Source organism: Saccharophagus degradans 2-40 (genome assembly GCF_000013665.1).
GTDB lineage: Bacteria > Pseudomonadota > Gammaproteobacteria > Pseudomonadales > Cellvibrionaceae > Saccharophagus > Saccharophagus degradans.
Genome location: NC_007912.1, coordinates 2,629,501 through 2,655,544 on the forward strand (window position 1 = coordinate 2,629,501; position 26,044 = coordinate 2,655,544).

General features: G+C 45.4%; 24 protein-coding genes, 2 tRNA genes and 1 pseudogene. 2 read left to right on the forward strand and 25 right to left on the reverse strand.

Annotated elements, in window-relative coordinates; all coding sequences use genetic code 11:
* Positions 1–196: 196 nt before the first annotated feature.
* Entirely contained in the window at positions 197–892 is a 696-nt protein-coding gene (locus SDE_RS10755) for a class I SAM-dependent methyltransferase (RefSeq protein WP_011468528.1), read from the reverse strand.
* 141 nt (positions 893–1,033) lie between these two features.
* On the opposite strand from SDE_RS10755, the gene SDE_RS10760 reads away from it, so the two are divergent.
* Positions 1,034–1,432 carry an RrF2 family transcriptional regulator gene (locus tag SDE_RS10760; RefSeq protein ID WP_264358844.1) on the forward strand — a complete coding sequence of 133 codons (399 nt, stop codon included), beginning with the start codon at positions 1,034–1,036 and terminating at the stop codon, positions 1,430–1,432.
* Between the two features lie 459 nt (positions 1,433–1,891).
* Here the strand turns inward: SDE_RS10760 and SDE_RS10765 are convergent.
* From SDE_RS10765 to SDE_RS10885, 24 genes and pseudogenes are all read right to left on the reverse strand, one after another.
* Positions 1,892–1,978: transfer RNA gene (locus SDE_RS10765), tRNA-Leu, on the reverse strand.
* 65 nt (positions 1,979–2,043) lie between these two features.
* A tRNA-Cys gene (locus SDE_RS10770) sits at positions 2,044–2,117 on the reverse strand.
* Positions 2,118–2,331: 214 nt separating this feature from the next.
* Entirely contained in the window at positions 2,332–2,889 is a 558-nt protein-coding gene (gene pgsA / locus SDE_RS10775) for a CDP-diacylglycerol--glycerol-3-phosphate 3-phosphatidyltransferase (RefSeq protein ID WP_011468530.1), read from the reverse strand.
* 101 nt (positions 2,890–2,990) lie between these two features.
* Complete coding sequence (uvrC, locus tag SDE_RS10780; protein WP_011468531.1) at positions 2,991–4,829, reverse strand: excinuclease ABC subunit UvrC; 1,839 nt, start codon at positions 4,827–4,829, stop codon at positions 2,991–2,993.
* 3 nt (positions 4,830–4,832) lie between these two features.
* Positions 4,833–5,485 (reverse strand): annotated as a pseudogene (uvrY, locus tag SDE_RS10785) (UvrY/SirA/GacA family response regulator transcription factor).
* Positions 5,486–5,625: 140 nt separating this feature from the next.
* Complete coding sequence (locus SDE_RS10790) at positions 5,626–6,168, reverse strand: alpha-ketoglutarate-dependent dioxygenase AlkB family protein (RefSeq protein WP_158303873.1); 543 nt, start codon at positions 6,166–6,168, stop codon at positions 5,626–5,628.
* A 252-nt stretch (positions 6,169–6,420) separates the two neighbouring features.
* Positions 6,421–7,464 (reverse strand): UDP-N-acetylmuramate dehydrogenase, encoded by a 1,044-nt coding sequence (murB, locus tag SDE_RS10795; protein ID WP_011468534.1) that lies wholly within the window; start codon positions 7,462–7,464, stop codon positions 6,421–6,423.
* On the reverse strand, positions 7,465–7,956 hold the full coding sequence (locus SDE_RS10800) for a low molecular weight protein-tyrosine-phosphatase (RefSeq protein ID WP_011468535.1): 492 nt from the start codon (positions 7,954–7,956) through the stop codon (positions 7,465–7,467). It abuts the gene before it with no gap.
* Between the two features lie 81 nt (positions 7,957–8,037).
* Positions 8,038–8,805 carry a 3-deoxy-manno-octulosonate cytidylyltransferase gene (gene kdsB, locus SDE_RS10805; RefSeq protein ID WP_011468536.1) on the reverse strand — a complete coding sequence of 256 codons (768 nt, stop codon included), beginning with the start codon at positions 8,803–8,805 and terminating at the stop codon, positions 8,038–8,040.
* 21 nt (positions 8,806–8,826) lie between these two features.
* Entirely contained in the window at positions 8,827–9,912 is a 1,086-nt protein-coding gene (lpxK, locus tag SDE_RS10810) for a tetraacyldisaccharide 4'-kinase (RefSeq protein ID WP_011468537.1), read from the reverse strand.
* A gap of 5 nt (positions 9,913–9,917) precedes the next feature.
* Positions 9,918–10,343 (reverse strand): ExbD/TolR family protein, encoded by a 426-nt coding sequence (locus tag SDE_RS10815; protein ID WP_041325664.1) that lies wholly within the window; start codon positions 10,341–10,343, stop codon positions 9,918–9,920.
* A gap of 19 nt (positions 10,344–10,362) precedes the next feature.
* Entirely contained in the window at positions 10,363–10,992 is a 630-nt protein-coding gene (locus tag SDE_RS10820) for a MotA/TolQ/ExbB proton channel family protein (protein ID WP_011468539.1), read from the reverse strand.
* A 338-nt stretch (positions 10,993–11,330) separates the two neighbouring features.
* Positions 11,331–12,020, reverse strand: coding sequence for a 2,3-bisphosphoglycerate-dependent phosphoglycerate mutase (locus tag SDE_RS10825; RefSeq protein ID WP_011468540.1), 690 nt, complete (start codon positions 12,018–12,020; stop codon positions 11,331–11,333).
* A 9-nt stretch (positions 12,021–12,029) separates the two neighbouring features.
* Positions 12,030–12,218: a DUF2061 domain-containing protein gene (locus SDE_RS10830; protein ID WP_011468541.1), complete on the reverse strand. Its 189-nt coding sequence runs from the start codon at positions 12,216–12,218 to the stop codon at positions 12,030–12,032.
* A gap of 238 nt (positions 12,219–12,456) precedes the next feature.
* Positions 12,457–13,551, reverse strand: coding sequence for an NINE protein (locus SDE_RS21310; protein ID WP_011468542.1), 1,095 nt, complete (start codon positions 13,549–13,551; stop codon positions 12,457–12,459).
* A 184-nt stretch (positions 13,552–13,735) separates the two neighbouring features.
* Positions 13,736–15,031: an ammonium transporter gene (locus tag SDE_RS10840; protein WP_011468543.1), complete on the reverse strand. Its 1,296-nt coding sequence runs from the start codon at positions 15,029–15,031 to the stop codon at positions 13,736–13,738.
* Positions 15,032–15,253: 222 nt separating this feature from the next.
* The gene (locus tag SDE_RS10845) at positions 15,254–15,739 is read right to left on the reverse strand and encodes a DUF4124 domain-containing protein (protein WP_011468544.1); all 486 of its coding nucleotides are present in this window, start codon (positions 15,737–15,739) and stop codon (positions 15,254–15,256) included.
* Positions 15,740–15,768: 29 nt separating this feature from the next.
* Positions 15,769–17,820 (reverse strand): transglutaminase TgpA family protein, encoded by a 2,052-nt coding sequence (locus SDE_RS10850; protein ID WP_011468545.1) that lies wholly within the window; start codon positions 17,818–17,820, stop codon positions 15,769–15,771.
* 5 nt (positions 17,821–17,825) lie between these two features.
* A complete protein-coding gene (locus SDE_RS10855) occupies positions 17,826–18,875 on the reverse strand; it encodes a DUF58 domain-containing protein (RefSeq protein WP_011468546.1) in 1,050 nt (349 codons plus the stop codon).
* Between the two features lie 17 nt (positions 18,876–18,892).
* Entirely contained in the window at positions 18,893–19,813 is a 921-nt protein-coding gene (locus SDE_RS10860) for an AAA family ATPase (RefSeq protein ID WP_011468547.1), read from the reverse strand.
* Positions 19,814–19,862: 49 nt separating this feature from the next.
* On the reverse strand, positions 19,863–20,810 hold the full coding sequence (locus SDE_RS21315; RefSeq protein ID WP_011468548.1) for a VanZ family protein: 948 nt from the start codon (positions 20,808–20,810) through the stop codon (positions 19,863–19,865).
* A 39-nt stretch (positions 20,811–20,849) separates the two neighbouring features.
* Positions 20,850–22,043 carry an O-succinylhomoserine sulfhydrylase gene (locus SDE_RS10875; RefSeq protein WP_011468549.1) on the reverse strand — a complete coding sequence of 398 codons (1,194 nt, stop codon included), beginning with the start codon at positions 22,041–22,043 and terminating at the stop codon, positions 20,850–20,852.
* Between the two features lie 105 nt (positions 22,044–22,148).
* The gene (gene purF / locus SDE_RS10880; RefSeq protein WP_011468550.1) at positions 22,149–23,663 is read right to left on the reverse strand and encodes an amidophosphoribosyltransferase; all 1,515 of its coding nucleotides are present in this window, start codon (positions 23,661–23,663) and stop codon (positions 22,149–22,151) included.
* A gap of 12 nt (positions 23,664–23,675) precedes the next feature.
* On the reverse strand, positions 23,676–24,182 hold the full coding sequence (locus SDE_RS10885; RefSeq protein ID WP_011468551.1) for a CvpA family protein: 507 nt from the start codon (positions 24,180–24,182) through the stop codon (positions 23,676–23,678).
* 202 nt (positions 24,183–24,384) lie between these two features.
* Here SDE_RS10885 and SDE_RS10890 point away from each other — a divergent pair, with 202 nt between their 5' ends.
* Entirely contained in the window at positions 24,385–26,040 is a 1,656-nt protein-coding gene (locus SDE_RS10890; RefSeq protein WP_011468552.1) for a response regulator, read from the forward strand.
* Positions 26,041–26,044: the final 4 nt, after the last annotated feature.

Consider the following 26,044-nt stretch of genomic DNA (forward strand, 5'->3'; position numbering starts at 1 on the left):
CACCTTCATAAAATGAGCAACAGCAGAAAGTGGACTCAAGCTGCGAGCAAAGGGTTAAAAGAGGCCGAAATATAGGATTGATATGATAATCGCCAAATAATGCGCCAAAGCTTATACCATTGTCCAAATTAGTAGACACCAAAAATGCTTACCTTCACCCTATCGAAGCAGGTGAAAAAGAAATTCCCCCTACTTTTTACTTACGCTTAGCAAAATAAGCCTGAATTAGACCCGCTTGATAAAAAGGTGTTGCAGAATCAAACCCTGCCCTTTCGATAAGAGATAGGATCTCGTGTTGCGGAAGTATGGCAACATCATTCGCATAAGCGTTTTTCATCTTTTCAATATTCTCCGCAGATATATCTGCATCCGACATTACGCTAAACCATAACGCTAACGCACTCTGATAATTTTGAGCATGAATATCAAAGCTTAAATCTGAGCCTATTAGCAGCCCAGAAGGCTTGAGTGTATCTGCAATTTCAGCAAAAAAAGCCGTGCGCTTGGCTATATCGACAATAAAATGCGATACATTAAAACAAGTTGCTACGTCATGCCTGTCGGTGCTATGTAGCGTATTCAGATACCCCTCATGAAAGTAGCAGCGGGAATCCATCCCCTGCTTTGCCAATGCATCACGGCAAATATTTAACATTGCCCCAGAAGGCTCCACAACGGTAAATGTCCAACCTGGGAAGCGCTTAGCTAAAAATTGTATTTCTTTACCTGTTCCCGCTCCTACACAGATAATTTTTGCATTAGCGGGGAGCTTTGCAACCAATGACTCGATAAAAAAATACATTCCATTGTGGATGGCAGACATTTTCTGCCATTGCTTATCGTAGTTTGCGGCTTGCTGATCAAAGAGCGCGGTGATTTCTTCTTGATTCATAGCGGAATCCCTAACTTTGAAATAATATGTAACAATAAATATTACATATTATTTCAAAGTAAACAATAGACGTAACATCAATTGTTACATTAATATACAAACTACCAGAAATTGAGGAGCACCATGAGAAAAGACAGCCGCTTGTCCCGCGTACTACATATATTGGCGCACCTTGCCACTAGCGATGAACCGGTAACATCAACCCAAATCGCCAAGTTCCAATCTACAAATCCAGTGGTGGTGCGTCGCACAATGGGGTTGCTTAGAGAACACGGCTATGTAGAGTCAACGAAAGGCCGTAATGGCGGATGGGCTATCAGTAGACCCTTAAGCGATATTACCTTACTAGATATTCACAGAGCTTTTGGGGAGTCTTCTCTATTCACTATTGGACTTACGGATGAACATGCACACTGCCCCATCGAGAAATCCATCAATGAATCATTGGCGGCTGTGATGAACGAAACTGAGGCACTTTTGCTTAAACGTTTTGGAGAAATCACATTGGACGCACTATACAAGCAATTCCCTAAGCATTAATTCCACGTGATTGCTTTTGGGTAAGCTCGGGCTTATACGCGTATTGCTCTAGCTTAGACGATTTTGGCGCAGAGATAAGGCTTGATTAAATACTTTACTTGTTACACATTCACCTAAATACCCCAGCTAAAACTTTACTTTAATCCCTAAAGACATCAATAAGTAAGCCCCTAGTTACAAAAGGGGGCCCAACTCTTAAAGATACAATATAAAAAAAACAGCGAAATACGAGCTATAACCCTGCAGACCAGAGCATCTCTGCCATCGTAATTGCTTTTGCCCTATCCTCTAAACTTCGACGTAAGTAAACCTGTAAAAAACCCTGCTGTACATCACAAACAGTATTGCCATCACAAGCTAACGAGAATCCACTTGAGAAATTTCCGCCCACTATAATCTACTAAGAGGATATTTAAGATTGGTTATTTTATATAACAAGGCTAGAGGCCTTGTAAATAATGGTGCCCGGGGCCGGACTTGAACCGGCACGACCGTGAAGTCGGGAGATTTTAAGTCTCCTGTGTCTACCAATTCCACCACCCGGGCAGGGAGGGGTGAAGCGCTTGGCTTCGAATAGCTCGATTGAGCTACTTGGTAATAGTACTGCTATTTGGAGGCGCGACCCGGAATCGAACCGGGCTAAACGGATTTGCAATCCGGAGCATAACCACTTTGCTATCGCGCCTTAAATCTTTCTGCTTAGATCGACTTAGGTTGGCGAATTGTTAAATTGCTTGGCAATTTATAGCGCTGTGGCCTAGATCAATCTAATGCCTCTGACGAGCAAAACTTTGTTTGCCTACGTCGTTAAGAGGGTGCGCATTGTATAGCAAAGTTATTTTAAATCCTAGCCTGCACCACACTTTTTTGTAACTTTTTATTGCGATGTTATTAATCGCTTATTTTGCACCCTTTAGGCTCGGCCATGCCGCCCGCAGGTACACTATCATTGACCAAAGAGTAAGTATTGCCGCCACATAGAGCGTTATATAACCAACTTTATTGAACAACGGATAGGAGGCGGGATTAAACGCTAAAAGCAGCACAATAGCAATAATTTGTAGCGTTGTTTTTACCTTTCCTATCATAGACACACCAACTTTAGCTCTAGCGCCCAATTCGGCCATCCACTCTCTTAGTGCAGATATAACTATCTCACGACCAATAATAACTGTGGCAGGCAATGTAAACCAAACATCGGCGTGCGCCTCTATTAGCACGGCCAGCGCAACGGCAACCATTAGCTTGTCGGCTACTGGGTCTAAGAAGGCGCCAAAGGGGGTATCCATACCGTATTTACGTGCTATGTAGCCATCTAGCCAGTCTGTTATGCCGGCAAGCCCAAATAAGGCTGCGCTATACCAGTATTTCCATTCTAGCGGTGAGTAATACACAACCACTAAGAGAGGGATAAACAGTATTCGGCCTAGGGTAAGTTGGTTAGCTATGTTGAACATGTATTTCGGTGGAACTCCAAATAGATAAACCCAATATTAAAGCTAATAAGTAGGCGTAAGTTACACCAGTGCGCTTCACTACTCTTGGGAAAGCGAGCACGTTACTCACTATGCAGTACATTGTAAATCTCTTGTGCCATTTTTTTGCTAATTGAAGGCGCTTTGGCCAAATCATCGACATTAGCACGCAATACTTCTTGTAAACCGCCAAAATGCACCAACAACTCTTTTCTGCGCTTCGGCCCCACGCCCGGTATTCCTTCTAACACAGAAGTACGACGCTTTTTGTCTCGACGCTGCTTGTGACCCGTAATTGCAAAACGGTGGGCCTCATCGCGTATTTGCTGAATAAGATGCAGGGCTGCGCTATCGGCCTTTAGTACACGCTCTGCCCCGCTGGTTAGCACCAAGGTTTCGAAACCCGGTTTACGCGTGGTGCCCTTGGCCACACCTATGAGCATCATATCGTGGATACCCAGCTCCTCCACAACGGCTTTTGCCTTAGACAACTGGCCTTTGCCGCCATCAATTAACACCAAATCAGGCATGCTGCTGGATTCTTTCTGCAGGCGCGTGTACCGGCGGGTTAATACCTGCTCCATCGCCGCATAGTCGTCCCCTGCTTTTATACCTTCTATGTTAAACCGGCGATAATCTGACTTTTTAGCGCCATTTTGGTCAAACACCACACAGCTACCCACAGTTAACTCGCCGCTGCTATGGCTTATATCGAAGCATTCAATACGATTAGGCGTTTCATCCAAACCAAGTATGTCTTGCAGGGATTCAAACCTAGCCACCAAGGTTTGCTTGTTATTTAGATGGTTCTTGAGGTTTTGACGCGCAGCTTCTAAGGCCATTGCTAGCCACTTAGCGCGGTAGGTACGCACGTTATGCGTTAGCTTAAGCTGCTTGCCAGTGGCCTTTTCTACTGCCTCACCAATAATTAATTGGTCGGCCAGCTTATGGCTAATAATAATGTGTGGCGGTACATCCATAGCGGCCCCACCAAGGTAGTGGTGAGCGAGAAATGCGCTTAGCACGTCTTCCTCGGTGCTATCGAGCTTGGTTTTTGGCAAATAGCTTTTGCTACCCACAATGCGTCCCTGGCGCACATAGAGTATATGAATGCAATGCACCCCAGATTCAGAAGCACATGCAACAACATCTTGGTTGCTATAGCCCGCCTCCATCACCTGCTGCGCTTGTACTTGCCGCAAATCGGTAATTTGGTCGCGCACAACCACCGCGCGCTCAAAATCCAGCGCCTGCGAGGCTTGTTCCATCTCAACTTGCAGCTCTTGCTGCAAAACCTCGCTTTTACCGTCTAAAAACATGGCGGTGTGAGCAAGATCTACCGCGTAATCTTCTACGCTTATGGCCTCTACACACGGGCCTGTGCAGCGCCCTATTTGGTACTGCAAGCAGGGCCGCGTTCGGCTTCTAAATACAGAGTCTTCACACTGCCTTACGCGGAACGTGCGCTGCAAGAAGTTAAGCGTTTCTTTTACAGCAGATGCATTCGGGAATGGGCCAAAATACTGGCCTTTTTTCTTTTTGGGACCACGGTGAAAAGCCAACTTTGGGTATGGCTCCCCTTCTGAGATAAAGATATAGGGGAAGGACTTGTCATCGCGCAGCAGAATATTAAACGGCGGCTTCTGCGATTTGATTAGGTTGTGCTCAAGTACCAGCGCCTCTGCCTCACTAGGCGTAACCGTTACCTCTATGGCCTGAATACGCTTTACTAAAGCGTGCGTTTTGGGGGTAAGGCCTGTTGCCCTAAAATAGCTACTAAGCCTGTTTTTGAGGTTTTTGGCCTTACCAACGTACAAAATCGCCCCATCCGCGTCGTACATTTGGTAGACGCCGGGCAATTTTGTTACGTTTTTTAGAAAACTTGTAGAATCAAATACTGGAGGGGGTTGGTGCTGGGACATTAATCACGACATGCTTTCAACATCTAGAATCTTGTGTTTCACAGCCAACAGAGCCAGCTCTACATCACTGTTGATTTTGAGCTTATCGAATATGCGGTAGCGGTAACTATTGACCGTTTAGGACTTACACAAAATGCCTCTGCTATTTCGTGCACCTTTTTACTGTTCGCAATCATTATAGCCGTTTGCAGCTCGCGCTCGGATAACTGCTCAAATGGTGATGCAGAGCCTTTAGAAGAACCAAAATTACGCAAGGCTAACTGCTGCGCAATGCTAGAGCTCATATAGAGGTCCCCGTTCAACACTGTGCGAATGGCGTTTACTATCTCTTCGAAACCGGCACCCTTGGTAACATAACCTGCGGCGCCCGCCTTCATAAGGCGCTCTGGAAACAGGTCGTCTGACAAAGCGGTAACAGCAATAATTTTACAGCCACTACACGCCTGATGAATTTTTCGCGTTGCTTCTAAGCCGCCCATACCAGGCATTTTTACGTCCATTAGAATAACGTCTGGCGCCAATTCTCTGGCGAGGCGTACGGCATCTTCGCCATTACAGGCTTCACCTACCACCTCTATGCCTTCGACGTCACTCAACATGCGCACTATACCCATGCGCACTAAGTCGTGATCGTCAGCTACTAGTATTTTGGTCACTCAAGCACCCCGTTTATAATCAGTACTTCATCTTAGCGGTTAGACGCTCTGATTGTACGGTTGTTATCGTTCGAATTAGTTGTTACGTATGCACCGCGCAATTTAACATTGAAACGGTAATTTTAACAGAGGCGATTAACTTAACTGAAAATATATCTGAAGGTTAGATTAATTCTGGGTCCGATTTTTTTAGAAGTTTTTGCAACAGCATGTAACCAGTTACGCTGCGTATCGCCTTTCATCACAATTAAATCACCATTATTTAACTCCAATTTAATAGACTTGCCGCCACGCTTAGGCTTAAGAGAAAAACTTCTGCTTGCCCCTAAACTTAAAGAAGCTATAACGGGACACCCGCCTAATTCTTTTTCGTCATCAGCATGCCAGCCTACACCATCTGCACCATTACGGTACAAATTCACCAGCACGCTGTTGTAGCTAGATTCTGTTTTATTTTCGATTAAGTCTTTTAAAGAGATTAATTCTTTTGACCATGGCGTAGGATAAAACCGCGTTGCAGAGTATTCCATTACACTATTTTCGTCGCCATACCACGCTTGTAATCGTGGAATTTTATGCCGCTGCCCCGCCACCCAAATTTCTGGTTGCTGCCAATCAACCTCTGCAGCAAGCTTATTAAAATACTCAGTAGCTAAATCACTTTCCAACCAACCGCGATGCAACTCTAACTCGCCACCTTTTAGGTCAATGCTTTGTGGCTTATCAGCGTCTTGCTCGAACAGATTACATTGCATAATTTAGCTCGTTTAGTTTCATCAACCTTCATTCAACTAGTGCGAATAGGAAGAAAAAATTACAACCAATTGTTTTTTTACCTGTGAACCAACCCTTATAGTCAATCGATCTAATCTATCCAATCAACCTACCTAAATACCCCGTCTATTAGCCAACATATCACTCAGGGAAATCAACGGCTAAGCAATACACTGTGGCTCAATCTCTAAGGCTATTCCACTGTGCTGTAAAACGCTTGCTTGGATTGCACTCGCGGTGGCCAACACACAAGCAGTTGAAAGTTTGTTTGGATTGGTGAGCACTAGTGCCTGCTGCTTATGCACTGTAACGCCATTCACCTCTTTCCCTTTCCAGCCCAGCTTATCAATTAGCCAGCCTGCTGGTATTTTTTTTGTGTTTTCGTCAACATTAAAGACAACGATGTCAGGCCACCGCTGTTTAAGCTCTTCTACTTTTGCATTTGCAACAACTGGGTTTTTAAAAAAGCTGCCTACATTTGGAAGTTGCTGAGGGTCTGGCAGCTTCGACTGGCGCAAGTGAATAACAGCATTGGCAACATCTATAGGCGATATTAGCTCGGGCTTAAATGGGCCCCTACTGTGTTGCCACAGTAGTTCAACCGTGCTTAGCAACGCAGGATAATCAAGCGCTGCACTTATAGTTTTGTTAAACACCAAAGTAACTTGCGTAATAATATATTTATCTTTTGCGATTTTCTTAAACACACTATCGCGATAGCCAAAATCACACTCGGCTTTTGTGAATATTTTTTCATGCAGGGTATCGCGATTTACTGCGGTTAAACTTTTAAAGCAATGCTCTAGCTCTACCCCGTATGCACCAATGTTTTGGATGGGTGCCGCACCAACCGTGCCAGGAATTAGCGCTAAATTTTCCACACCGTAGAAGCCATTGCTAAGCGCCCACATGACTAGTTCGTGCCAAACTTCGCCAGCACCAAACTGAACTTCAGCTTGAGTATCTGTATTCTGTAATACTTCTTTGCCAAGCAGTTTAATATGCAGCACTAGCGCATTAATAAATTCGTCTGGCAGAACATTGCTACCACCGCCAAGCACTACCACTCGCTCGCCTTTTGCTTGTGCCCAACGCAACGCTTCGAGTAAATCCTGCTGTGAGTGAATTTCGCAATAAAACTTTGCAACAGCTGGCACTGCCAAGGTTACAAACGGCTGAATATTTACTTTCTCTTGAATATGCATTTAACTATTTTTTTCCAAAATAGTTTTTAGCAAGCCGTTAGAAGCGTCTTCGATTAGGTCCAACACCAAGGTAAAACCCTGCTTGCCCCCATGGTACGGGTCAGGCACTTCGCTGTAATCCTGTTGCTGAGAAAAATCTAAAAACAAACCAAGGTGACCACTATAGTTTGAAGGTGCAAGTGCTATTAGGTCGAGCAAGTTTTGCTCATCCATTGCCAATACATAATCAAACTGCTCGAAATCTTGTTTACTAACCTGACGGCCGCGTAGGTAAGATAAATCGTAACCTCTATTTGCCGCTTCGCGTACACTACGGCTATCTGGCGGCTCACCAATATGCCAACCAGAAGTACCGGCTGAATCTACATTTATTAGATGAGTGAGCTTTGCATCTTCTACATACTTCTGAAATACGCCATCGGCCGTTGGTGAGCGACAAATATTGCCCAAGCATACAAACAATACGTTTACTTTTTTCTCTTTAATATTCACAACTCACCTTTTTACTTATTTGCTTATGCGTATTGGACGCTAACCGCCGACCTTTAAACTCTAACTTCTAAACGTTGAACGTTACGAGCTTTTTAGCTTTGCACGTACACGATCTAAATCAGCTTGCGTATCCACCCCACCGGGTACTAGTTCGCACGATGGAGCTATATGTATTTTTTTGCCGTTAGAAAGTATACGCAACTGCTCCAACTTCTCTACAGCTTCCAAAGCAGACATTGGCCACTGCACGAATTGGTTTAGCAAGTTTACTTTATAGGCATAGATGCCAATATGACGCTGAACCAAACCATCTGTACGTGGTGCCACTTGCGAAACTGGTTGCTGATATTCGTCGCGATACCAAGGAATTGGCGCACGGGAAAAATAAAGCGCAGCACCATTGACATCCGACACCACCTTAACGGCATTGGGGTCAAACACCATTTCACTCTCTACCAAAGGCTCAGATAGGGTTGCCGCACTTGCCCAACTATTACCTTGAATATTAGCTGCTACCTGATTAATAACCGCGGGCGGAATAAGTGGCTCATCGCCCTGCACATTTACAATTATTTCGTCTTTAGCCAAGCCTAATTGTTGCGCAACTTCTTGCAGTCGATCTGTACCAGATTCGTGCTTTGGCGATGTCATTAGCACTTCGCCACCAAATTCTTTTACGGTATCAAAAACTTGTTGGTTATCGGTGGCTACGATAACTTTGCTGGCATCACTTAGCTTGGCGCGCTCGTACACCCATTGAATCATTGGTTTGCCTGCAATATCTGCAAGCGGTTTACCCGGCAAGCGTGAAGAAGCAAAACGAGCGGGAATAACAACTATAAAATTCATAAGAAACCTAAGAAATATTCTTTAATTATAGAGGGCAATAACTTTGCGTATTTGTGCGCAAAAATCGGCAATAAACGTTTGTGGCAATTTAAGGTCTACAGGCACATACCACATTGCATCTGTTGCAAAAGGTGTGCATTTTACGGCGTCTTTTTCGGTCATTACGATTGCTTTGTTATCAAACTGGCGGAAGTCGGCACTTGTAAATTTATGATGATCTGGGTAAGAAAACGTATCGAAACCTGTAATACCGGTAGATTGTAACGTTTTAAAAAAACGAGCTGGGTTGCCAATACCCGCCACCGCAACAAAAGCCCCTAACTCTGTAATATTCTGCAATAGCAAAGTTTTACCAGTAGCTAGGTTAACAAGCTTTACCGCTTCTAATTGGGCAAATACAGGTGCTGGAGTTTTATTTAATTTGTTTGGTTTGCTAGATAACTCAGCGGCATTGATCGCCTCCAAGGCTTGCAATCTAGCATTAACATGTTCGGCGCTACCGCCATTTACAAGTAGCCAGTTAACGCTTTGCAAGCGCTTAGGGTGCTCACGTAAAGGCCCAACGGGCAATAGCTGACCATTACCAAATACACGCTCACCATCCACCAGTGCCAGCTCTAAATCTCGCCCTAATTTATAGTGCTGCATACCATCGTCGCTAAGAATTACATCTACTGCGTGGCTCTTTAGTAGCGTCTCACAAGCAGCGACACGATTCGACCCAACAGCCACAACACAGCCGGTACGCTTGTAAATTAATAACGGCTCATCCCCTACCATCGCAGCGGTGGCGTTTGCATCTAGCACTCTCACCTCATCTTTAGCTAAGCTCGCACCATAACCTCGTGCTACTACACCTGCAGTAATACCCTGCTCTGCAAGCGCATGAACAAGTGCAATAATGGTTGGAGTTTTACCTGTACCGCCTATCGCTATATTACCCACAATACATACCGGCACAGCAAATTTGACACTTGATTGCGTTTGCGAGCGACGCCGAAAATAGGAGAGTAAACGAAAGAGTAAAGCTAGAGGGTAAAGCAACCAAAGAATACCGGGTCTAGAATACCAGCGTCGTTCAATTGCTTTAGCAAGGGCGGCGGACAAGTAACCTACTCCTCTGCCCCTTGTGGGTGTCGCGTGGTTAAGCTTAGGTTTACAAAACCAAGCTGGCCGGCTAAATCCATAACAGATACTACCGCTTGGTACGCTGCATCGGCATCGGCGGTAATAATAAACGGTGTGTTAGTTTCGTCACCAGCCACATCCAAAATAGCGTCGCGCAATGTGCCTACTTGTTTGTTCACAAGCTGTTGGCCATTAACTGAATAATTGCCTTGCGCATCCACGCTTACTTCAATGTTATCTGCAGCAACCGCTGCACCCTCGCCAACGGCTTCGGGTAAGTCGATGTTTAAATGCGTTTCTTTAGTAAAGGTAGTAGACACCATAAAGAAAATGAGCAGCAAAAACACCACATCAATAAGAGGTGTAAGGTTGACCGATTCTTCGGCCTTAACCTGTCGCTTAAATTGCATAGCCATAGGTTTAAGTCCGTTATGCTGCTTTCATATCTACGCGGCGATCATTATGGAGGGCATCCACTAACTTAATCGCTTCTTGCTCAAGGGTAACCACTAATGCTTCTACGCGACGCACGAAGAACCTATGAGCCATCATCGCAGGTATCGCAACAAACAAACCAACAGCGGTGGTTACTAATGCTTCAGAAATACCACCAGCTAATGGCGCGGCATTAGTTGCCCCTTCTAAATTGAGCGCGGTAAACACTTTAATCATACCAATTACCGTACCCAACAAACCCAACAACGGAGCGATAGCTGCGATAGTGCCCAAGGCACCCAAAAACTTTTCTAGCTCGTGCACAACTTGATTGGCAGCTTCTTGGATACTGTCTTTCATTACTTCGCGGCCGTGGCGTGAGTTACTTAACCCTGCGGCTAATATACGACCAAGTTGAGAGGAATGACGCAACTCTTTAAGTTTTTCACTATCCAACTGATTGTTTTGCAACCAATTCCACACCTGCCCCAACTGATGCTTCGGTGCAATTTTAGAGGGGTCTAGAGTCCAAAAGCGCTCGATACTAATAGCTATAACCGCTACGGAGCACAGTAGAAGCGGCACCATTATTAACCAACCGCCAGAAGCAAGGATTGCAAACACGTTAGAAACTCCTAATTAAGAGAGATACGGTAATAAATTGGCGCCTATGGTAACCGAAAAACCGCTATAAATCTTCGGAACTGTTGAACAAAACAATCAAACTATTAAGCGCTACCCGAATACTTGTAGCAACCCTGTCGGGCCATTAAAGTGCTTTAAAAACCGCTACAGTGTGCAGACAGTCATGCGCGCTTTAAGTTTCTCGCATGCTTTAAACTCATAACCTCAACAACACTGTAGCAGCGAAGCTTATCCTTTAACGGCAGCATCGCAATTAGGGCTAAGAAGGGCCTGTTTGTTACCCCCACTTAGTTAGCCCTAAATTTCAATCGACTGAGCTAAATATAACGCCAACTAGAACACCGGCCATGCTTGTTTATATTTAGCTCAATAGGTATACCCGTTGGAATTTCAAACCCTTCCACCTCTTGTACACTCATATTAGCTAAGTACATGATTAAAGCCCTTAAGGTATTGCCATGTGCCGCCACCAACACAGAACTATTATTACGTATGCTTGGCAATACCTCTTTCTGCCAGTAATTTACTGCGCGTATTTGGGTATGCTTTAGCGACTCTACACTGGGTAAGCTGGTCGGCTCTACCCCGTCATACTTGGTATCAAAGCGCGCGTGCATTGGGCTAGCTAGCGGCATAGGTGGCGGCATATCTTCAAACCCTCTGCGCCAGCGCCATACCTGCTCTGCACCTACTTGCTTAGCCAATGCCTCTTTACTTTTGCCTTGCAGCACACCGTAGTGGCGCTCGTTAAGCTGCCAACTTTTTGTTAGCGGTACTTGGCAATTAAGGCTTTTAGCGATAATGGACGCGGTTTCTGTGGCCCGCTGCAATACCGAGGTATAAATACGGTCAAACTTTAGGCCTAGCTTTGCCAAATTACTTGCCGCTTCTGCTGCTTCCTTGCGCCCCAGCGGGGTAAGCACAGGGTCTGCCCAGCCAGTAAAGAGGCCTTTCGCATTCCATTCGCTTTGTGCATGGCGAATCATTATTACCTTTTGGTCAGTCATAATAATCACCTACGCAACTACGCTTGGACGAGCTGCAATTCGCGCCCAAGCGCGCTCGTGAAAGAAGTAGGCAACACTGTTTACCGCTGGCTCTACAATTGCTACTAAGCCCCCTACTACAAAGTCACCAGTAAGCATCCAAGCAACGCCAAACGCGATAGTGAAGTGCATTGCGGTGTAGGAACATGTTTTCTTCATGGCGAAACCCTCTTTTCTGTTTGATTTCCTACAGAATAATGAGAATCACTTTCAAATAAAATTTAATTAAAGAAATACTCATAATAGGTAAAACCTATTAAAAAGGTAACCGGCTATAACTAAGCTAATCTAAGCGGTAAGCAGAGAATTTGGGAGGGTGAGTATTAGCTGGCGCACTAACAACGGTCGCCAGCTAAATCAAGAGAGGTTGTTTTGCCTTAGTTTGCCTTAGCTTCGACTAATTCTTACGGCATGCCACAGGACGATACATATTAGGCAGCGATCCTCCCCTACAATCCCAGCTAGCGGAAAAGATTTTACCGTTTCGCGTATTAAACTGGGGCGTTAGCGTAATTGAATGAGACTCTTGGTTTGCTGTAAACGGGTTAAATAAAAGCTCAATTTCACCGCCCTCAACTACTTTAATGCTATTTAAGTGCGGACTAGTCGCCTTTAGGTTTATTCCTGCATCTAAGTTGCTATTTGGAACAAAATTAGATGAAACGGCAGTCTCTTCGACAGCCACTTGCCACGCGCGAGCTTCCGCCAAACTACCAGCTACTTTTGCTCGAATTGTGTAATCTTGATAAGCAGGTAAAGCAATCGCAGCTAAAATACCTACAACCGCAATAATGGGGATTATGGCAATAAGCGCAATAACCAAACCGGAACTCGCTGGTTTATCACCATACTTTTCATCCCAGCGCTCCTTCGAGCAGGCCCAGAAATAAATCGCTTCCACCAGCGAAATAAAGCTCGATAAGAAGAAAATAAAATAGAATGGTATATAAAAAATACCCCACCACTGCCCCAGATAAAAACGGTGCACACCAAATCCACCGAGGAAAAACGCCAGAAAGCCTGCAACAACTTTGCTCCGCCCAGTACCAGTTGCCATTGTCGCCCCACAATTTATGCAGACTCGCTGCTCAACCGGCATTTGGCTACCGCATTGGCGACAGAAAACTTGTTTACCTACTGGGGCAGCCGGTGCTTGATAGATATTATCGGCGGTGTCGTGCTTACCTGCTGAATCGCTACTCGCGTGTTTTGATTCACCATTCGCTTGGGGTAGATTGTCCGCTAGCTCTAATTCCACCACAATAGAATCGTCTACAAGTTCTGCTTGTAAGCCACAATCAACAATAGCCGCTTCTAGTTTTTTTGCCGTAGCTTCGTCTACCGCCCTTTTAATTATTGCTCGTTTCTTATTTTGCAGGTTTTGAGCCTGCTCCGGTGTAAGCCTAAATTTCGCTGCTAATAGCGCGGCCGCCTTTGCTACCTGCTCCTCTGAGTCCAATACGTTAATGATATATACGTCGTATAAGGCCATATGTTCGTTCCCTTTGTATCCCTTGCGTTATTATTAGATTCGTAAGCATCTAAATACACTATGCAAACTTTCGCGTCAAAAAAAACTTTGGGTTACCTTTATTTGTCAGGCAGAAAAAAGCCCTCGCGTGGAGGGCTTTTTGATAGCTAGTTACTTGTAGCGACTAAAGCGAGAACAAAGTAGATTAAAGTTTATAACCTGCTTCGTCGTGTAATACTAAGTCTAACCCTTGGGTCTCTTCATCTTTGTCGACACGTATACCGCCTGTAATCCAACCGGTAACTTTAATGATGATGTAGGTCATAACCGCTGTGAACACAATAGTAGTAATGACACCCACAAACTGAGACCAAACCTGCGCACCCATTGTTTCTATTCCATCTGCGAAACCGTGGCCAGAGAAAGCACCAATACTTGTAGAGGCAAATACACCGGCAAGCATAGTACCCAAAATACCGCCAACGCCGTGCACTGGGAAAACGTCAAGAGAGTCATCAATAACTAGTTTGCGTTTGATTAACTGGGTGGCATAAAAACACACTACACCAGCGGTTATACCAATGACTAACGCACCACCAGGGCCAACAAACCCAGACGCAGGTGTAATAGTACCTAAACCTGCAACCATACCGGTAACAATACCCAACACGCTTGGCTTACCAAACTTGAGCCATTCGATGGTCATCCATGCTAACGAACCGGCAGCAGCAGATATGTGCGTAACCAGCATTGCCATGGCGGCATCGCCACCCGCGCTTAGCGCACTACCAGCGTTAAAACCGAACCAGCCTACCCACAACATACCCGCGCCTGTTACGGTCATTGTCATGTTATGCGGGGGCATCGGCGTATGTGGAAAACCATTACGATTGCCAATCATAAGTGCAGTTACCAGTGCAGCTACACCCGCAGTAATATGCACAACAGTACCGCCGGCAAAGTCGAGTACACCAAACTGGCTAGCTAACCAACCGCCGCCCCACACCCAATGACAAACAGGTGCGTAAACAAGAGGTATCCATAAAACGGTAGAAATGAGCACCGAAGAGAACTTCATACGCTCTGCAAATGCACCCACAATTAACGCAGGGGTGATAATCACAAAGGTCATTTGAAACATAGCAAAGAGTGGCTCGGGTATATCGCCAGACATTGAATTTTTACCCATGCCATTAAAAAAGGCTTTGCTTAGGTCTCCAATAATCATATTGCCTTCAGAGAAAGCGAGGCTATAGCCGAATGCAAACCAAATTAACGATGCGATACACGCAATGGCGAAGCATTGCATAAGCACACTTAGTACATTTTTTGTGCGCACCAAACCGCCGTAAAAAAGCGACAGGCCGGGCAACGTCATAAAGAGTACTAAAGCAGTAGCGGTAAGTATCCATGCGGTGTTTGCACCATTTAAGTCATCTGCTAAGGCAATACTTGGCAATAGCAGTGCTGCCAATGGCAACGTGCGAAGAAGGGGTTTCATCAATGGGACCTCTTTTGACGAGATATTATTGTATTTTTTAAATATATTGCGTCCATCTGCTCTGTTGGCGATTGAACGAATATTTGCACCAGTTTGGACTATTTGCTTGCACCATATGCAGTAATGCGCACAGCTACAGAGCATTGCAACCAATCAAAGAAAGATACCATAGGATGCCAAACATGCACACCCCATATTGGGCCACGCTAATTTAGAAAGACTTTAACCACAATCATCGTAATAGTTGCATACATTATTTAAGCATTCATCTAACTCACTACCGCTAGCAGCCGAGTCTGCTTGCCTCAACCCTCGCGCGGTGCGCTTCAAAGGCGGGGCAGGATAAGCGGCAAAACACTGATCTCGAGTTTCGATTGAGTCACCACTCCCGCCTTGTGATATCCCTGCTTCACGCTTAATACGCGCTATTTCTGCTTCAGAATCCCACTCGGGTTCTTCAACTTGCTCTGCCTCGACTTCTGCGGCTGCCGCGGCTTCGGCTTCTTCTTGTAATTCCAAAGCATCACGCTGAATCGTTTCAACCTGAATATTCTTATCTTTAGGTGGTCTATCCCCGTAGTGAACCTTACCGTTTTCATCCACCCACTTTACTATCGCGCCTTGCGAGTGAACGGCACCGCTCACACCGGTAATAATAAGCAGGGCCGAAACATACAGAACAAACTTTTTTCTGTTTCGTAATACCACAAACGCCTCCTAATGCATTCACCTAATAATTATGGCGGGCTCACCTTACTGTAGGGAAATACCTTCAGCACTGCTGCAAGCCGCTTCACTCCAACAGCGATATTTTCTGCCGAGCTTTGATAGGCCGCAGCATAAAATGAATCCCGCACTTTGAGCAATGGATCGGCCAACTCGGGGTTAGCCTTTGCAATGCGCTCAACAAATTGCGCCGCAGTCTCACCTTTTAAACGTGTATACCCCAATTTACAAAGCTTTTTTTCAAAGATATTGAACAGCTTCACTTCCGCAGGCTGACTAGCCCCCTTTTGCAGCATGGGAGCAATAAAATACATACATAACAACACTGCCACACTGCCAAATAGTGCTAGGGCTATACGCCAATATTCCGTGCCACCCAATAAGCGCTTAAACAAACTTTTTTGAGCATTGCTGTCGTAGGCCAAAACCTGAGAATGCCATAAGTAATTTATAGAATCCCATCGCATTTGCAGTCTATTCAATAGCGCAAACTGCTTAACAAAGCGGCCCTCAAGTTGCGCGGCCTCACTTTCTTCTACAGAATTAAAAAGGCCTTGCTCTATACGATTTGGAGCGACCACATGGGTGGGGTCAATTCGCTGCCAGCCTTTCCCTTCTAACCAAACCTCAGCCCACGCGTGCGCATCTGATTGCCGCACAAGTAAATAGTTTTCTATGCTATTTTGCTCGCCCCCCTGATAACCAACCACTACGCGCGCGGGAATATTGGCCAAGCGCATCATATAGGTAAAGCTACTACTAAAATGCTCACAAAAACCACGGCGCGTTATAAACAAAAACTCATCAATCGCATCACTGCCTAATGGCGGTGGGTTTAACGTGTAGTAAAAACTTTCTCTATATAAATCCAGGGCTTTTTCTATAATTTGTTGCTGAGTTAACCCACTTGCCAACCAACTTTCAACCAATTCTTTAGTTCGAGGGTTTAGCTCATCCGGCACCTGAAGAGATCGTTTAAGCTCATCCCGCCTTAAGCCTTCTGTTTGAAAACTATATTTTTGAGCGGATCGGATTTGGTATTGAATACGCTGAGTTACTGGTAGATTAGCGGAAAGCAATGCCTGAGGTTTAAAACCTATACTTACCGTGCTATTTAATAGCACCTCTGGAGCCATAAGGGTAAACAACCAACGCTGCTGGTGGGGTTCCATTAAAATAGAATATTCTACATATTCGCCTGCGGTTACAACCTCACTCGTTACCTCTTTGTTTGAGGATCTTGCGAAATCTGCAGCCTGCTGATACCGGTTTCGCTTCCAACGGCGACCGTCGTAATCTTCCAGCACTAAACCGCGCCAATATAAATCTTGCTGTTTGGGTATAACAGGTTCGGCAACATCTTCGTTACTACTAGTAAACGAAGCACGAAAAGCGACCGCGCTTGAGCGAATCAAATTGCTAATATCACCAGGGGCCATCGAGTCACTGAACCCAGTTGTGCCACTAGCATTATTTAATGGCACCGCCCATAACTGCCCCAACCTTGGCAACACAAGAAATAACACAACGGCTAAAGGTAGCGCCTGCAAGGTTAATTTGCTGGCATAAAAAAGCCTGTGTTTAATACGGTTTGCCACAAGGCTAAACACTGCAGTAAATGCTGCAATTATTACAACTAACGAAATAATGGCATAGAAAGCGGCAATAATAGTTTGATTAAAAAGTAACTGGGCAGCTACAGCCACAAAACAAACGTATAAAACGATAACCACATCTTTTTTAGTGCGCGCTTCTAATAGTTTTAAAACAAATGCGCACACTAAAAATGCAACAACCGGCTCTACCCCAAACCCACCTCGATAAGTAACCCAAAGCCCAGCAATACAACTAAGCCCTAAAAGAAGTTTCACAAAAGAAGGTGGGTAACCCCAGTGGCCGCGGTAAATTTGCACTCGCCACGCTGCGGCAACCAACCACAAAATCGGCACCCAAAATGGAAAATAGAAAAACAAAGGTAGAATACAAATACTTTGTGCTGCCAAGCACCACGCTAATGCGTCGCGAGATATTTGGTTTTTAACAATGGCTATTTGGCTAGTCACAATATTTAGCCCCTAGCCGCGGTATTGTAATGCGCATCAAATTCTGCCAATGCAGTTAATACTCTTTGCGTATGCGCGTCGCCCGATGCTGGCTCTATTTTAACGCTGGGTAAGTGCAGGCCGTAGTTTTCATTTAATTTATCGTATTCTATTGCCCAATAGCACAAGCCAGATAACTTAGCCTCCATATCCATGGCTAATGCCGAGAAGTAGTCCAGCCAAATTTCACATGATTCGTTTTGACTGTACTCTTTTACGAATAGGCCTTTGCCGCGTGCAGAGGCCTTCCATGCGATATTGCGCAGCGCATCACCAGGGCGGTAGCGGTCTAAACCGCTAAAATCTTCGCCGCCTCTTATTGGGTGCTCAGCTTCTTTGTCGCCTTCTATCTCGCTGGAGTTTGGCGGGGGTATTTCAATAGGTTGGGGATACACAAGCGCTTTACAATCGAAATTAAGCCATGTCCAGCAACGTAACATTCCTAGAGGGTAAGTTGTTTGAATGCACAGCCGCCCCGGCGTTAACCAACCTCGCTTAGGTGCTGGGAACGCAACTTCAGCAACCGCGCTCTCTTGCGCTGGAATATTAATAGCTGCCTCGCCTTGCGGATTATATTGCCAATACAATTCTATATTTTCGAATTGTCGAGTTGTTGTATTTTTCAGCTTAACTAAAAAATGAGCGCTATCCCCTGCGAACACAGGGGCAGCCCCCTTAACTGTTACCTCTAAGTCTTTAAGGTTTAGATAGGTGTGCAAAATAGCCACTACGAATAACGCTGCCATGAAAAACGAAGCCGCCAACACCAAGTTATTTTGGTAGTTGGTACCAATAAGCCACAACACCATGGTTACTATTAAATAGCCAAAGCCGCGCAAGCTAGGAAAGATATAAACATTTTTACGAGTTAATTTATGCGTGGTGGCGGACGGAGCCATGGAATCTAACCAGCTATTTATTCTACTTCGAAAAGCATCACGTAAAGCTTGAGGAATAAATACATAAGCATTTGTTTTGCTCGCGTCTTCCTGCTGGGCTGCTCGCATTCTGCTCATATTTTTTACCAAGTAGTTTATGAATTAACAACATCCACATTTTTAACAAGGTAATCACTTAGCGACCCCGCCCCACTAGCGCCCGCTCCCGTGCCTCTTATGCGATGCCCAACAACAGGCTCTAATACGGCTTGTATATCTTCAGGCACAACATGGTCACGATTGTGTATAAAAGCCCAAGCTTTTGCCGACTTCAGCATTGCCAAAGCACCACGCGGGGAGATGCCGTAACTAAAACTGCTATCGTAGCGGGTAAAATCCACCAACCGTTGTAGGTAATCCAGCACGCTATCTGTTGCTTGAATAGTATCTATGTGTGTTTGAATGGCATCTAATTGTGGAAGGGTAATAATAGGCTGCATGTCAGCGAGCCGTTGGCGTGGGTCTACCCCTTTAAATAGCATTTTTTCAGCTGCACGGGATGGATACCCTAAGCTAATGCGCAACAAAAACCGATCTAACTGGGATTCAGGCAAGGGATAGGTACCCGCTTGCGACAAAGGGTTTTGAGTAGCAATAACAAAGAACGGCTTGGGTAACTGTCTAGTACTACCTTCGATAGTAACCTGCTTTTCTTCCATGGCTTCTAGCAAGGCACTTTGCGACTTGGGTGTGGACCTGTTTATTTCATCCGCAAGCAGTACCTGCGAAAAAATCGGCCCCTTATGAAAACGAAACTCACTGGTATTTTGGTCGAATATGGATACGCCTAGAATATCTGCTGGCAGTAAGTCGCTGGTAAATTGAATGCGCTCATAATGTAGGCCAAGTACCTTGGCTAAGCACTGGGCCAAGGTTGTTTTACCCATACCGGGTAAATCTTCAATTAATAGGTGCCCTCTCGCAAACAAGCATGCCAATGCAAGCTTCACTTGATGATTTTTACCTAACAACACCTGCCCTATGGCATCTATTAAATCTTCAATTTGTTTATTCATAGCAAAATATCAAGGTTTTCCAGAAAAGAGTAATAAACTAGCTAAACCTTTATTCTAGCCTAAAGTGGTCTAAATACAGGGTTACAGGTGGAGTTTGCTTACCAGTAAACACTATTAACTCGTCTACTTGGCTTAGGTCCATCACACGGCCCGACTTCAGCTGAGATATGCGCGCTAGTGGAATTTTAATTTCGTTATAGCCGGGCACCAATTCTAATTGTGCATTAAAGCGGTCGGAGTATTTACGGCTGTATGATTTATCGGTAATGCGTAGCGATAAAGTTACAGGTGTTGCCTGAGGGTTGTAGGCCTCGAAAACAAAATTATTGTATGCAGTCCAGTCTGGTTCTAGCTCGTAAAATACCACACTAGGCCAGCGACCACGGCCAAATTCAACGCTTAGCACCCTACCCGATTTATTATTCGCCCAAATGGTTGGCGTTGGGATAATCTTGGCTTTTGCCTTGGATCGCCCATCCACAAACATGCTGAGCCATCTATTTTCAAAGTCGGCAATTACCGGGAAACACTGCCCCCGCTGATGCTCTGCAATTAGCCATCGAATAGGTAACGATAAACTGTTAAACAATAACGCTGCAGCCAGCACTGTAGCCACAACGCGCGAAACCCTGCGAGTAAACAACGCGAGATAAACGCAGATGCCGGCAATTGCACCCTGTGCATCGAGCCCCATATCACTCCAGCTGGGCTCCCTGCCAATAAACCCCTGTATTAGCTCTACAACCCCGCCAAACACGAGGCTTACCACCAATACAACAAAAGCTATGTGAAAGGGTTTATTTTTGTAACGCGTCGCAGCCAGCAGTGCGCTAAATACAAAAGCAATGGCAAAAAATAGTATTGCGTGACCCGCATTTTGGAGGGACTGCCAGAAATGAGTATTACCTGGCAGACGATAGCTTAGTAACAACCAACAGCTAACTAGGACAGTTGCTAGCGCTATTGCAACAATAGCAAAGCGTTTATAAGCAAACATAAGATGATCGAATATCGTTATTATAGCGGTTTGGGCCTACTAGGCGCCCAAACCTCTCGCTAGATCGGCTTTGATATCGTCGATATCCTCTAAGCCTACAGCCACACGAATTAAGTTTTGCGTGATTCCCGCTTCTACTTTTTCTTGATCCGATAAACGGCCATGAGTCGTGGTGGCAGGATGGCAAATAGTGGTTTTTGCATCGCCTAAATTGGCAGTAATAGATAAGAATTTTGTGCTATCTATAACCTTCCACGCCTCAGCTTGCCCACCTTTTACTCTAAACGACAACACGCCACCAAATGCGCTTTGCTGCTTGGCGGCAAGTGCATGCCCTGGGTGCTCTGGCAAACCCGCGTAAAACACTTTCTCTACGGCAGGATTAGCCTGCAACCATAGCGCTAGTTCCAAAGCGCTTTTAGAATGAGCCTCCATACGCAAGCGCAATGTTTCTAAACCCTTCGCGAAAACCCACGCGTTAAATGGGCTCATAGAGGGGCCACAACTGCGAATAAAGCCGCGAATTAAATCTATGGGCTCTGCAGGGCCAACTACCGCTCCCCCCAAGCATCTACCCTGCCCGTCTAGGTACTTAGTTGCCGAATGCACAACCAAATCGGCGCCTAATGCCAAAGGCTTTTGTAGCGCGGGCGAACAAAAACAGTTATCGACTACCAGCAAAGCGTCTTTACTGTGGGCTATTTCGGCCAACGCAGCTATATCTGCCACATCACACAAAGGGTTTGAAGGCGTTTCCACGAATAGCAATTTGGTTTTTTCGCAAACGGCATCGCGCCAAGCATCTAGATTTGTGAGTGGCACCATTACAACCTCTATACCAAATTTCTGCATATATTTGGTAAACAGCACCGTTGTGGTACCAAAAACACTGCGAGAACACACAACTTTATCGCCGGCTTCAAGCAGGGCCATGCAAGTACTTAAAATTGCGGCCATCCCCGACGCGGTTGCTATACCGTCTTCTGCACCTTCTAGCGCGGCAATGCGCTCTTCGAATAAGCGTACGGTTGGGTTGGTGTAGCGCGAATACACATTGCCAGGCTCTGAACCACCAAAGCGCGCAGCAGCTTGTGCTGCAGATTCGAATACATAGCTAGAAGTAGTGAAAATAGGTTCGCTGTGCTCACCCTCGTGGGTACGATGGTGACCCGCACGAATAGCTAGAGTATCGAGCGCCAAGCCTGCTAAATTGTCGTCCTGATTATCTGTCATTTATATTCTCTGAACATGTAAACCACAGTTAGGCACCACAGGGATTAGCGCCTAGAAGTTGTTAGCGCTACCGCCATATTGCTAAGCGGCGGTAGCTTTACGGGATTAACCGTCGTTGTGAATACCCACCATGGCATTGTTAGACTGGCTTTGATCCCGCATTTTTGATGAGTCGTTGCGGCGATCTTCCAACTTTTTAAGATACTCGGGGGTTACATCCCCAGTTACGTAGTTGCCATTAAATACAGCACATTCAAACTGGGTAACGTCTGGGCTACCCTCGCTAGAAGCGGCGATTAAGTCTTCTAAATCTTGGTAAATTAGCCAGTCGGCGCCAATCTCCTTGCACACTTCTTCTTCTGTACGACCGTGAGCAATAAGCTCTGCGGCGGTTGGCATATCAATACCATAAACATTAGGGTACTTCACAGCTGGTGCCGCAGAAGCAAAATACACTTTGGCCGCACCTGCATCACGCGCCATTTGGATTATTTGCTGGCAAGTGGTGCCACGTACTATGGAGTCATCTACTAACAGTACATTTTTACCGCGGAACTCCAAATCAATTACGTTCAACTTTTGACGCACTGATTTCTTACGCTGCTGCTGGCCCGGCATAATAAAAGTACGACCAATATAGCGGTTTTTAACCAAGCCTTCACGGAACTTAACGCCTAAATTTTGAGCTAATGCTTGCCCAGCAACACGGCTGCTATCTGGGATAGGAATAACCACATCTATGTCGTGATTAGGCGTTTCACGCAAAATTTTCTCTGCTAGTTTCTCACCCTGACGCAAGCGAGACTTATATACAGATACGCCATCCATAATGGAATCTGGACGAGCAAAGTACACGTGTTCGAATATACACGGGCGCAAACTGGGGTTTTCGGCGCATTGACGTGTATGCAGTTCGCCATCAACCGTTACAAAAATGGCCTCGCCCGGTGCAACATCGCGGATTAAGCGAAAGCCCAGCACATCCAGCGAAACACTCTCTGAGGCGATCATATACTCGGTGCCTTTATCGGTAATACGCTCACCGAATACCAGCGGACGAATACCGTGGGGGTCGCGGAAAGCTACGACGCCGTAGCTTGCAATCATAGATACAACCGCATAGCCACCGCGAATGCGCTTATGCACTCTGGCAACGGCATTAAAGATATCTTCTGGTGCAGGTCGCAATTTACCTTGAAGCTGCAATTCGTGAGCAAAAACGTTAAGTAAAACTTCAGAATCGGACTCTGTGTTTACATGACGTAGATCTTCTTTAAACAAGTCTTCGCTAACTTTCTCGGTATTAGTAAGGTTACCGTTATGCGCCAAGGCAATTCCGTATGGTGAGTTAACGTAAAACGGCTGCGCCAAAGCTGGGCCAGAGCTGCCTGCCGTTGGATAGCGCACATGCCCAATACCCATGTTGCCCACTAGGCGCTGCATATGACGCGTACGAAACACGTCTTTTACTAAGCCAACAGCCTTTTGTTGAGCCAATTTGCCGTTATGGCAAGTCATAATTCCTGCGGCATCCTGGCCACGATGTTGTAGCATCGTTAACGCGTCGTACAGCGCTACGTTCACATCGCTCTTACCAACTATACCCACTATTCCGCACATACTTGCACAACCTCAAACTTCACTGGAAAACACGCCAGAAACCAGCTTAGACAGCTCAGATACAATCTGCCTACACCAACCTTCTAGCTCTAAAAATTTAGGGATAAGAGCGGACTCTCTCCACCAAGGATCTTGATCTATTGGCAACAGGCCGGGCACAAATATAAGCACCGCCATCACAATAACAAAACCGCGAATAACGCCAAATATCATACCAAACAAACGGTCTGTGCCAGACAACCCAGTAAGCCTTACAAGCTCACCGATTAAGTAATTAACCATTGCCCCAACTATAAGCGTAGCGGCAAACAGTATGGCAAACGCGGCCATATCCCGTACTGAGGGGGTAGCTATTTGCGCTTGCAACATATTAGATAAAGGGTCTTTAAAGGACATAGCAATAAAGAAGGCAATTACCCAGTTCAACATGGATAGTGCTTCTTTAACGAAACCACGCTTAAGACTGATAAGGCTAGATACTAACAGGATTGCCAGAATGGCCCAGTCTGCCCAATTCATGCGCGTAATTTGCCTAGAAGAGAAATGAGCCGCAATTCTAACAGACGCGCCTCTAATTTCGAAACACCCTATCGCTCTTAGTGGCGTTTTTTTCGTAATACGTACAACTAAACTTAAAATGTGGCAATAATTCGCTCGGGATTCTATATAACCAATGGGTATAGGCTACACTTAAAGTTACCTTAAACTTGAACCGTGCAACATGAAGCAAATAGACATAATTCGCACCTACGCCCAGAAGCGCTGCCTAATTGTGGACGATGTACCAGACATTCGCGCCTCCCTTAAACGCATGCTAACTGACTTTGGCTGCAGCGATGTAGACACAGCGGGTAATGCAGAAGAAGCTATTGACCTGTGCGAGCGCAACCACTACCAAATTCTCATCGCCGACTACAACTTGGGTTCCGGCAAAAATGGCCAACAACTGCTCGAAGAGCTTCGTTTTCACCGTCTACTAAGAAACACCTCGCTATTTATAATGATAACGGCCGAAAACGCCAGCCACTATGTTCTGCACGCGCTCGAATACCAGCCCGACGACTATCTAAGCAAACCCATCACACGGCAAGGCCTTAGAGCTCGACTCGATCAAGACCTACTAAGAAAAGAAACATTAACCCCAGTAAACGAATGCCTAGACCAAAACAAACCGCGCAAAGCCATTGAAGCCTGCATGCAATTAATGCAGGAAGAAACACGCTATAAAACCGATATTTGCAAAGTGTTGGGCGAACTATTGTGCGAAGTTGAAGAGTACCCGCAGGCACTACAGCTTTATAGCGGGCTATATAACGAGAAGTCGCCTATTTGGGTGCAATTGGGCTACGCCAAAGCACTATTCGGCACCAAAGAAATAGCGAAAGCTAAGGCAGCCCTAACCAAGCTAATTGCCGAGTCACCTTTATGTGTAGACGCGCACGAATTACTAGCAGAATTGTTGGAAAGCCAAAATCAAATAGAGCAAGCCCAACATACAATGGCGCAAGCTGTATCTCTTTCACCTCAATCAGTAAACCGGCAACGAGAACTCGGCAGAATTTGCAAAGCTGCTGGCGATAACATAGCTGCGCTACACGCATTTAGAGCCGCCTTGCGCCATGGCAAAAACTCCTGCCATGAAGCCCCCGCAGACTACATTAGCCTTGCAGATACACTCATACATGTGGGCAAAAACGAAACTGGGCAAACTGCAAAGAAATATGCCGATGAAGCACTAGAAGCGGTAAAACAAGTTGAGAAAAAATTTAGCCGACACCCTATTGCCAAGATTCACAGCAAGCTCGTGGAGGCAGAGGTGTTCGACATGCTTGAAAACGCCACAGCAGCAGACCAGGCAACCGAAGCAGCTATAGCCATGCTTGCCGCGGTAACGCCTAGCATATTAAACAATTCACCAATCGACTTTTCCATAAGCTGCGCTCAGGCGCTTATTGAGCGAGGCAAATACGACGAAGGCGAGAAATTATTACAAGCAGTGGCAGCAATTAACTCTAACCACGACAAAGCAATAAAAATAGATAAGTTGTTGCGTGAACCACTTACTAGCGAAGGGATAGAGTATGCCACCAAGCTAAACAAGCTAGGCATTACCCACTACCAAAAAAAACAATATCACGAAGCGGTAAACGCATTTACGTCAGTATTAAGAGAACTACCCAATCACATTGGGTTAAACCTAAACTTGATTCAAGCATTAGTGAGCAAAGCAAAATCGCAACCCCTTAACCAAACAGAGCTATCTTTGCTAGATAGTAGCTTGTTACGCATTGGCGAACCCGAGGCTGATTCGCAACACGCAAGCAGAGTAAACTACCTTAAAAAGCAGATAGAAAAAATTAAAGCAGATACAATATAACAAC

Bases quoted from the DNA above. Each gene is read 5' to 3' on its own strand.
- SDE_RS10755 (WP_011468528.1), bottom strand. From the start codon at position 892: ATGAATCAAGAAGAAATCACCGCGCTCTTTGATCAGCAAGCCGCAAAC.
- pgsA (WP_011468530.1), bottom strand. From the start codon at position 2,889: ATGTTCAACATAGCTAACCAACTTACCCTAGGCCGAATACTGTTTATC.
- uvrC (WP_011468531.1), bottom strand. From the start codon at position 4,829: ATGTCCCAGCACCAACCCCCTCCAGTATTTGATTCTACAAGTTTTCTA.
- murB (WP_011468534.1), bottom strand. From the start codon at position 7,464: ATGCATATTCAAGAGAAAGTAAATATTCAGCCGTTTGTAACCTTGGCA.
- kdsB (WP_011468536.1), bottom strand. From the start codon at position 8,805: ATGAATTTTATAGTTGTTATTCCCGCTCGTTTTGCTTCTTCACGCTTG.
- SDE_RS10815 (WP_041325664.1), bottom strand. From the start codon at position 10,343: ATGCAATTTAAGCGACAGGTTAAGGCCGAAGAATCGGTCAACCTTACA.
- SDE_RS10825 (WP_011468540.1), bottom strand. From the start codon at position 12,020: ATGACTGACCAAAAGGTAATAATGATTCGCCATGCACAAAGCGAATGG.
- SDE_RS10830 (WP_011468541.1), bottom strand. From the start codon at position 12,218: ATGAAGAAAACATGTTCCTACACCGCAATGCACTTCACTATCGCGTTT.
- SDE_RS21310 (WP_011468542.1), bottom strand. From the start codon at position 13,551: ATGGCCTTATACGACGTATATATCATTAACGTATTGGACTCAGAGGAG.
- SDE_RS10840 (WP_011468543.1), bottom strand. From the start codon at position 15,031: ATGAAACCCCTTCTTCGCACGTTGCCATTGGCAGCACTGCTATTGCCA.
- SDE_RS10855 (WP_011468546.1), bottom strand. From the start codon at position 18,875: ATGAGCAGAATGCGAGCAGCCCAGCAGGAAGACGCGAGCAAAACAAAT.
- SDE_RS10860 (WP_011468547.1), bottom strand. From the start codon at position 19,813: ATGAATAAACAAATTGAAGATTTAATAGATGCCATAGGGCAGGTGTTG.
- SDE_RS21315 (WP_011468548.1), bottom strand. From the start codon at position 20,810: ATGTTTGCTTATAAACGCTTTGCTATTGTTGCAATAGCGCTAGCAACT.
- SDE_RS10875 (WP_011468549.1), bottom strand. From the start codon at position 22,043: ATGACAGATAATCAGGACGACAATTTAGCAGGCTTGGCGCTCGATACT.
- purF (WP_011468550.1), bottom strand. From the start codon at position 23,663: ATGTGCGGAATAGTGGGTATAGTTGGTAAGAGCGATGTGAACGTAGCG.
- SDE_RS10885 (WP_011468551.1), bottom strand. From the start codon at position 24,182: ATGAATTGGGCAGACTGGGCCATTCTGGCAATCCTGTTAGTATCTAGC.
- SDE_RS10890 (WP_011468552.1), top strand. From the start codon at position 24,385: ATGAAGCAAATAGACATAATTCGCACCTACGCCCAGAAGCGCTGCCTA.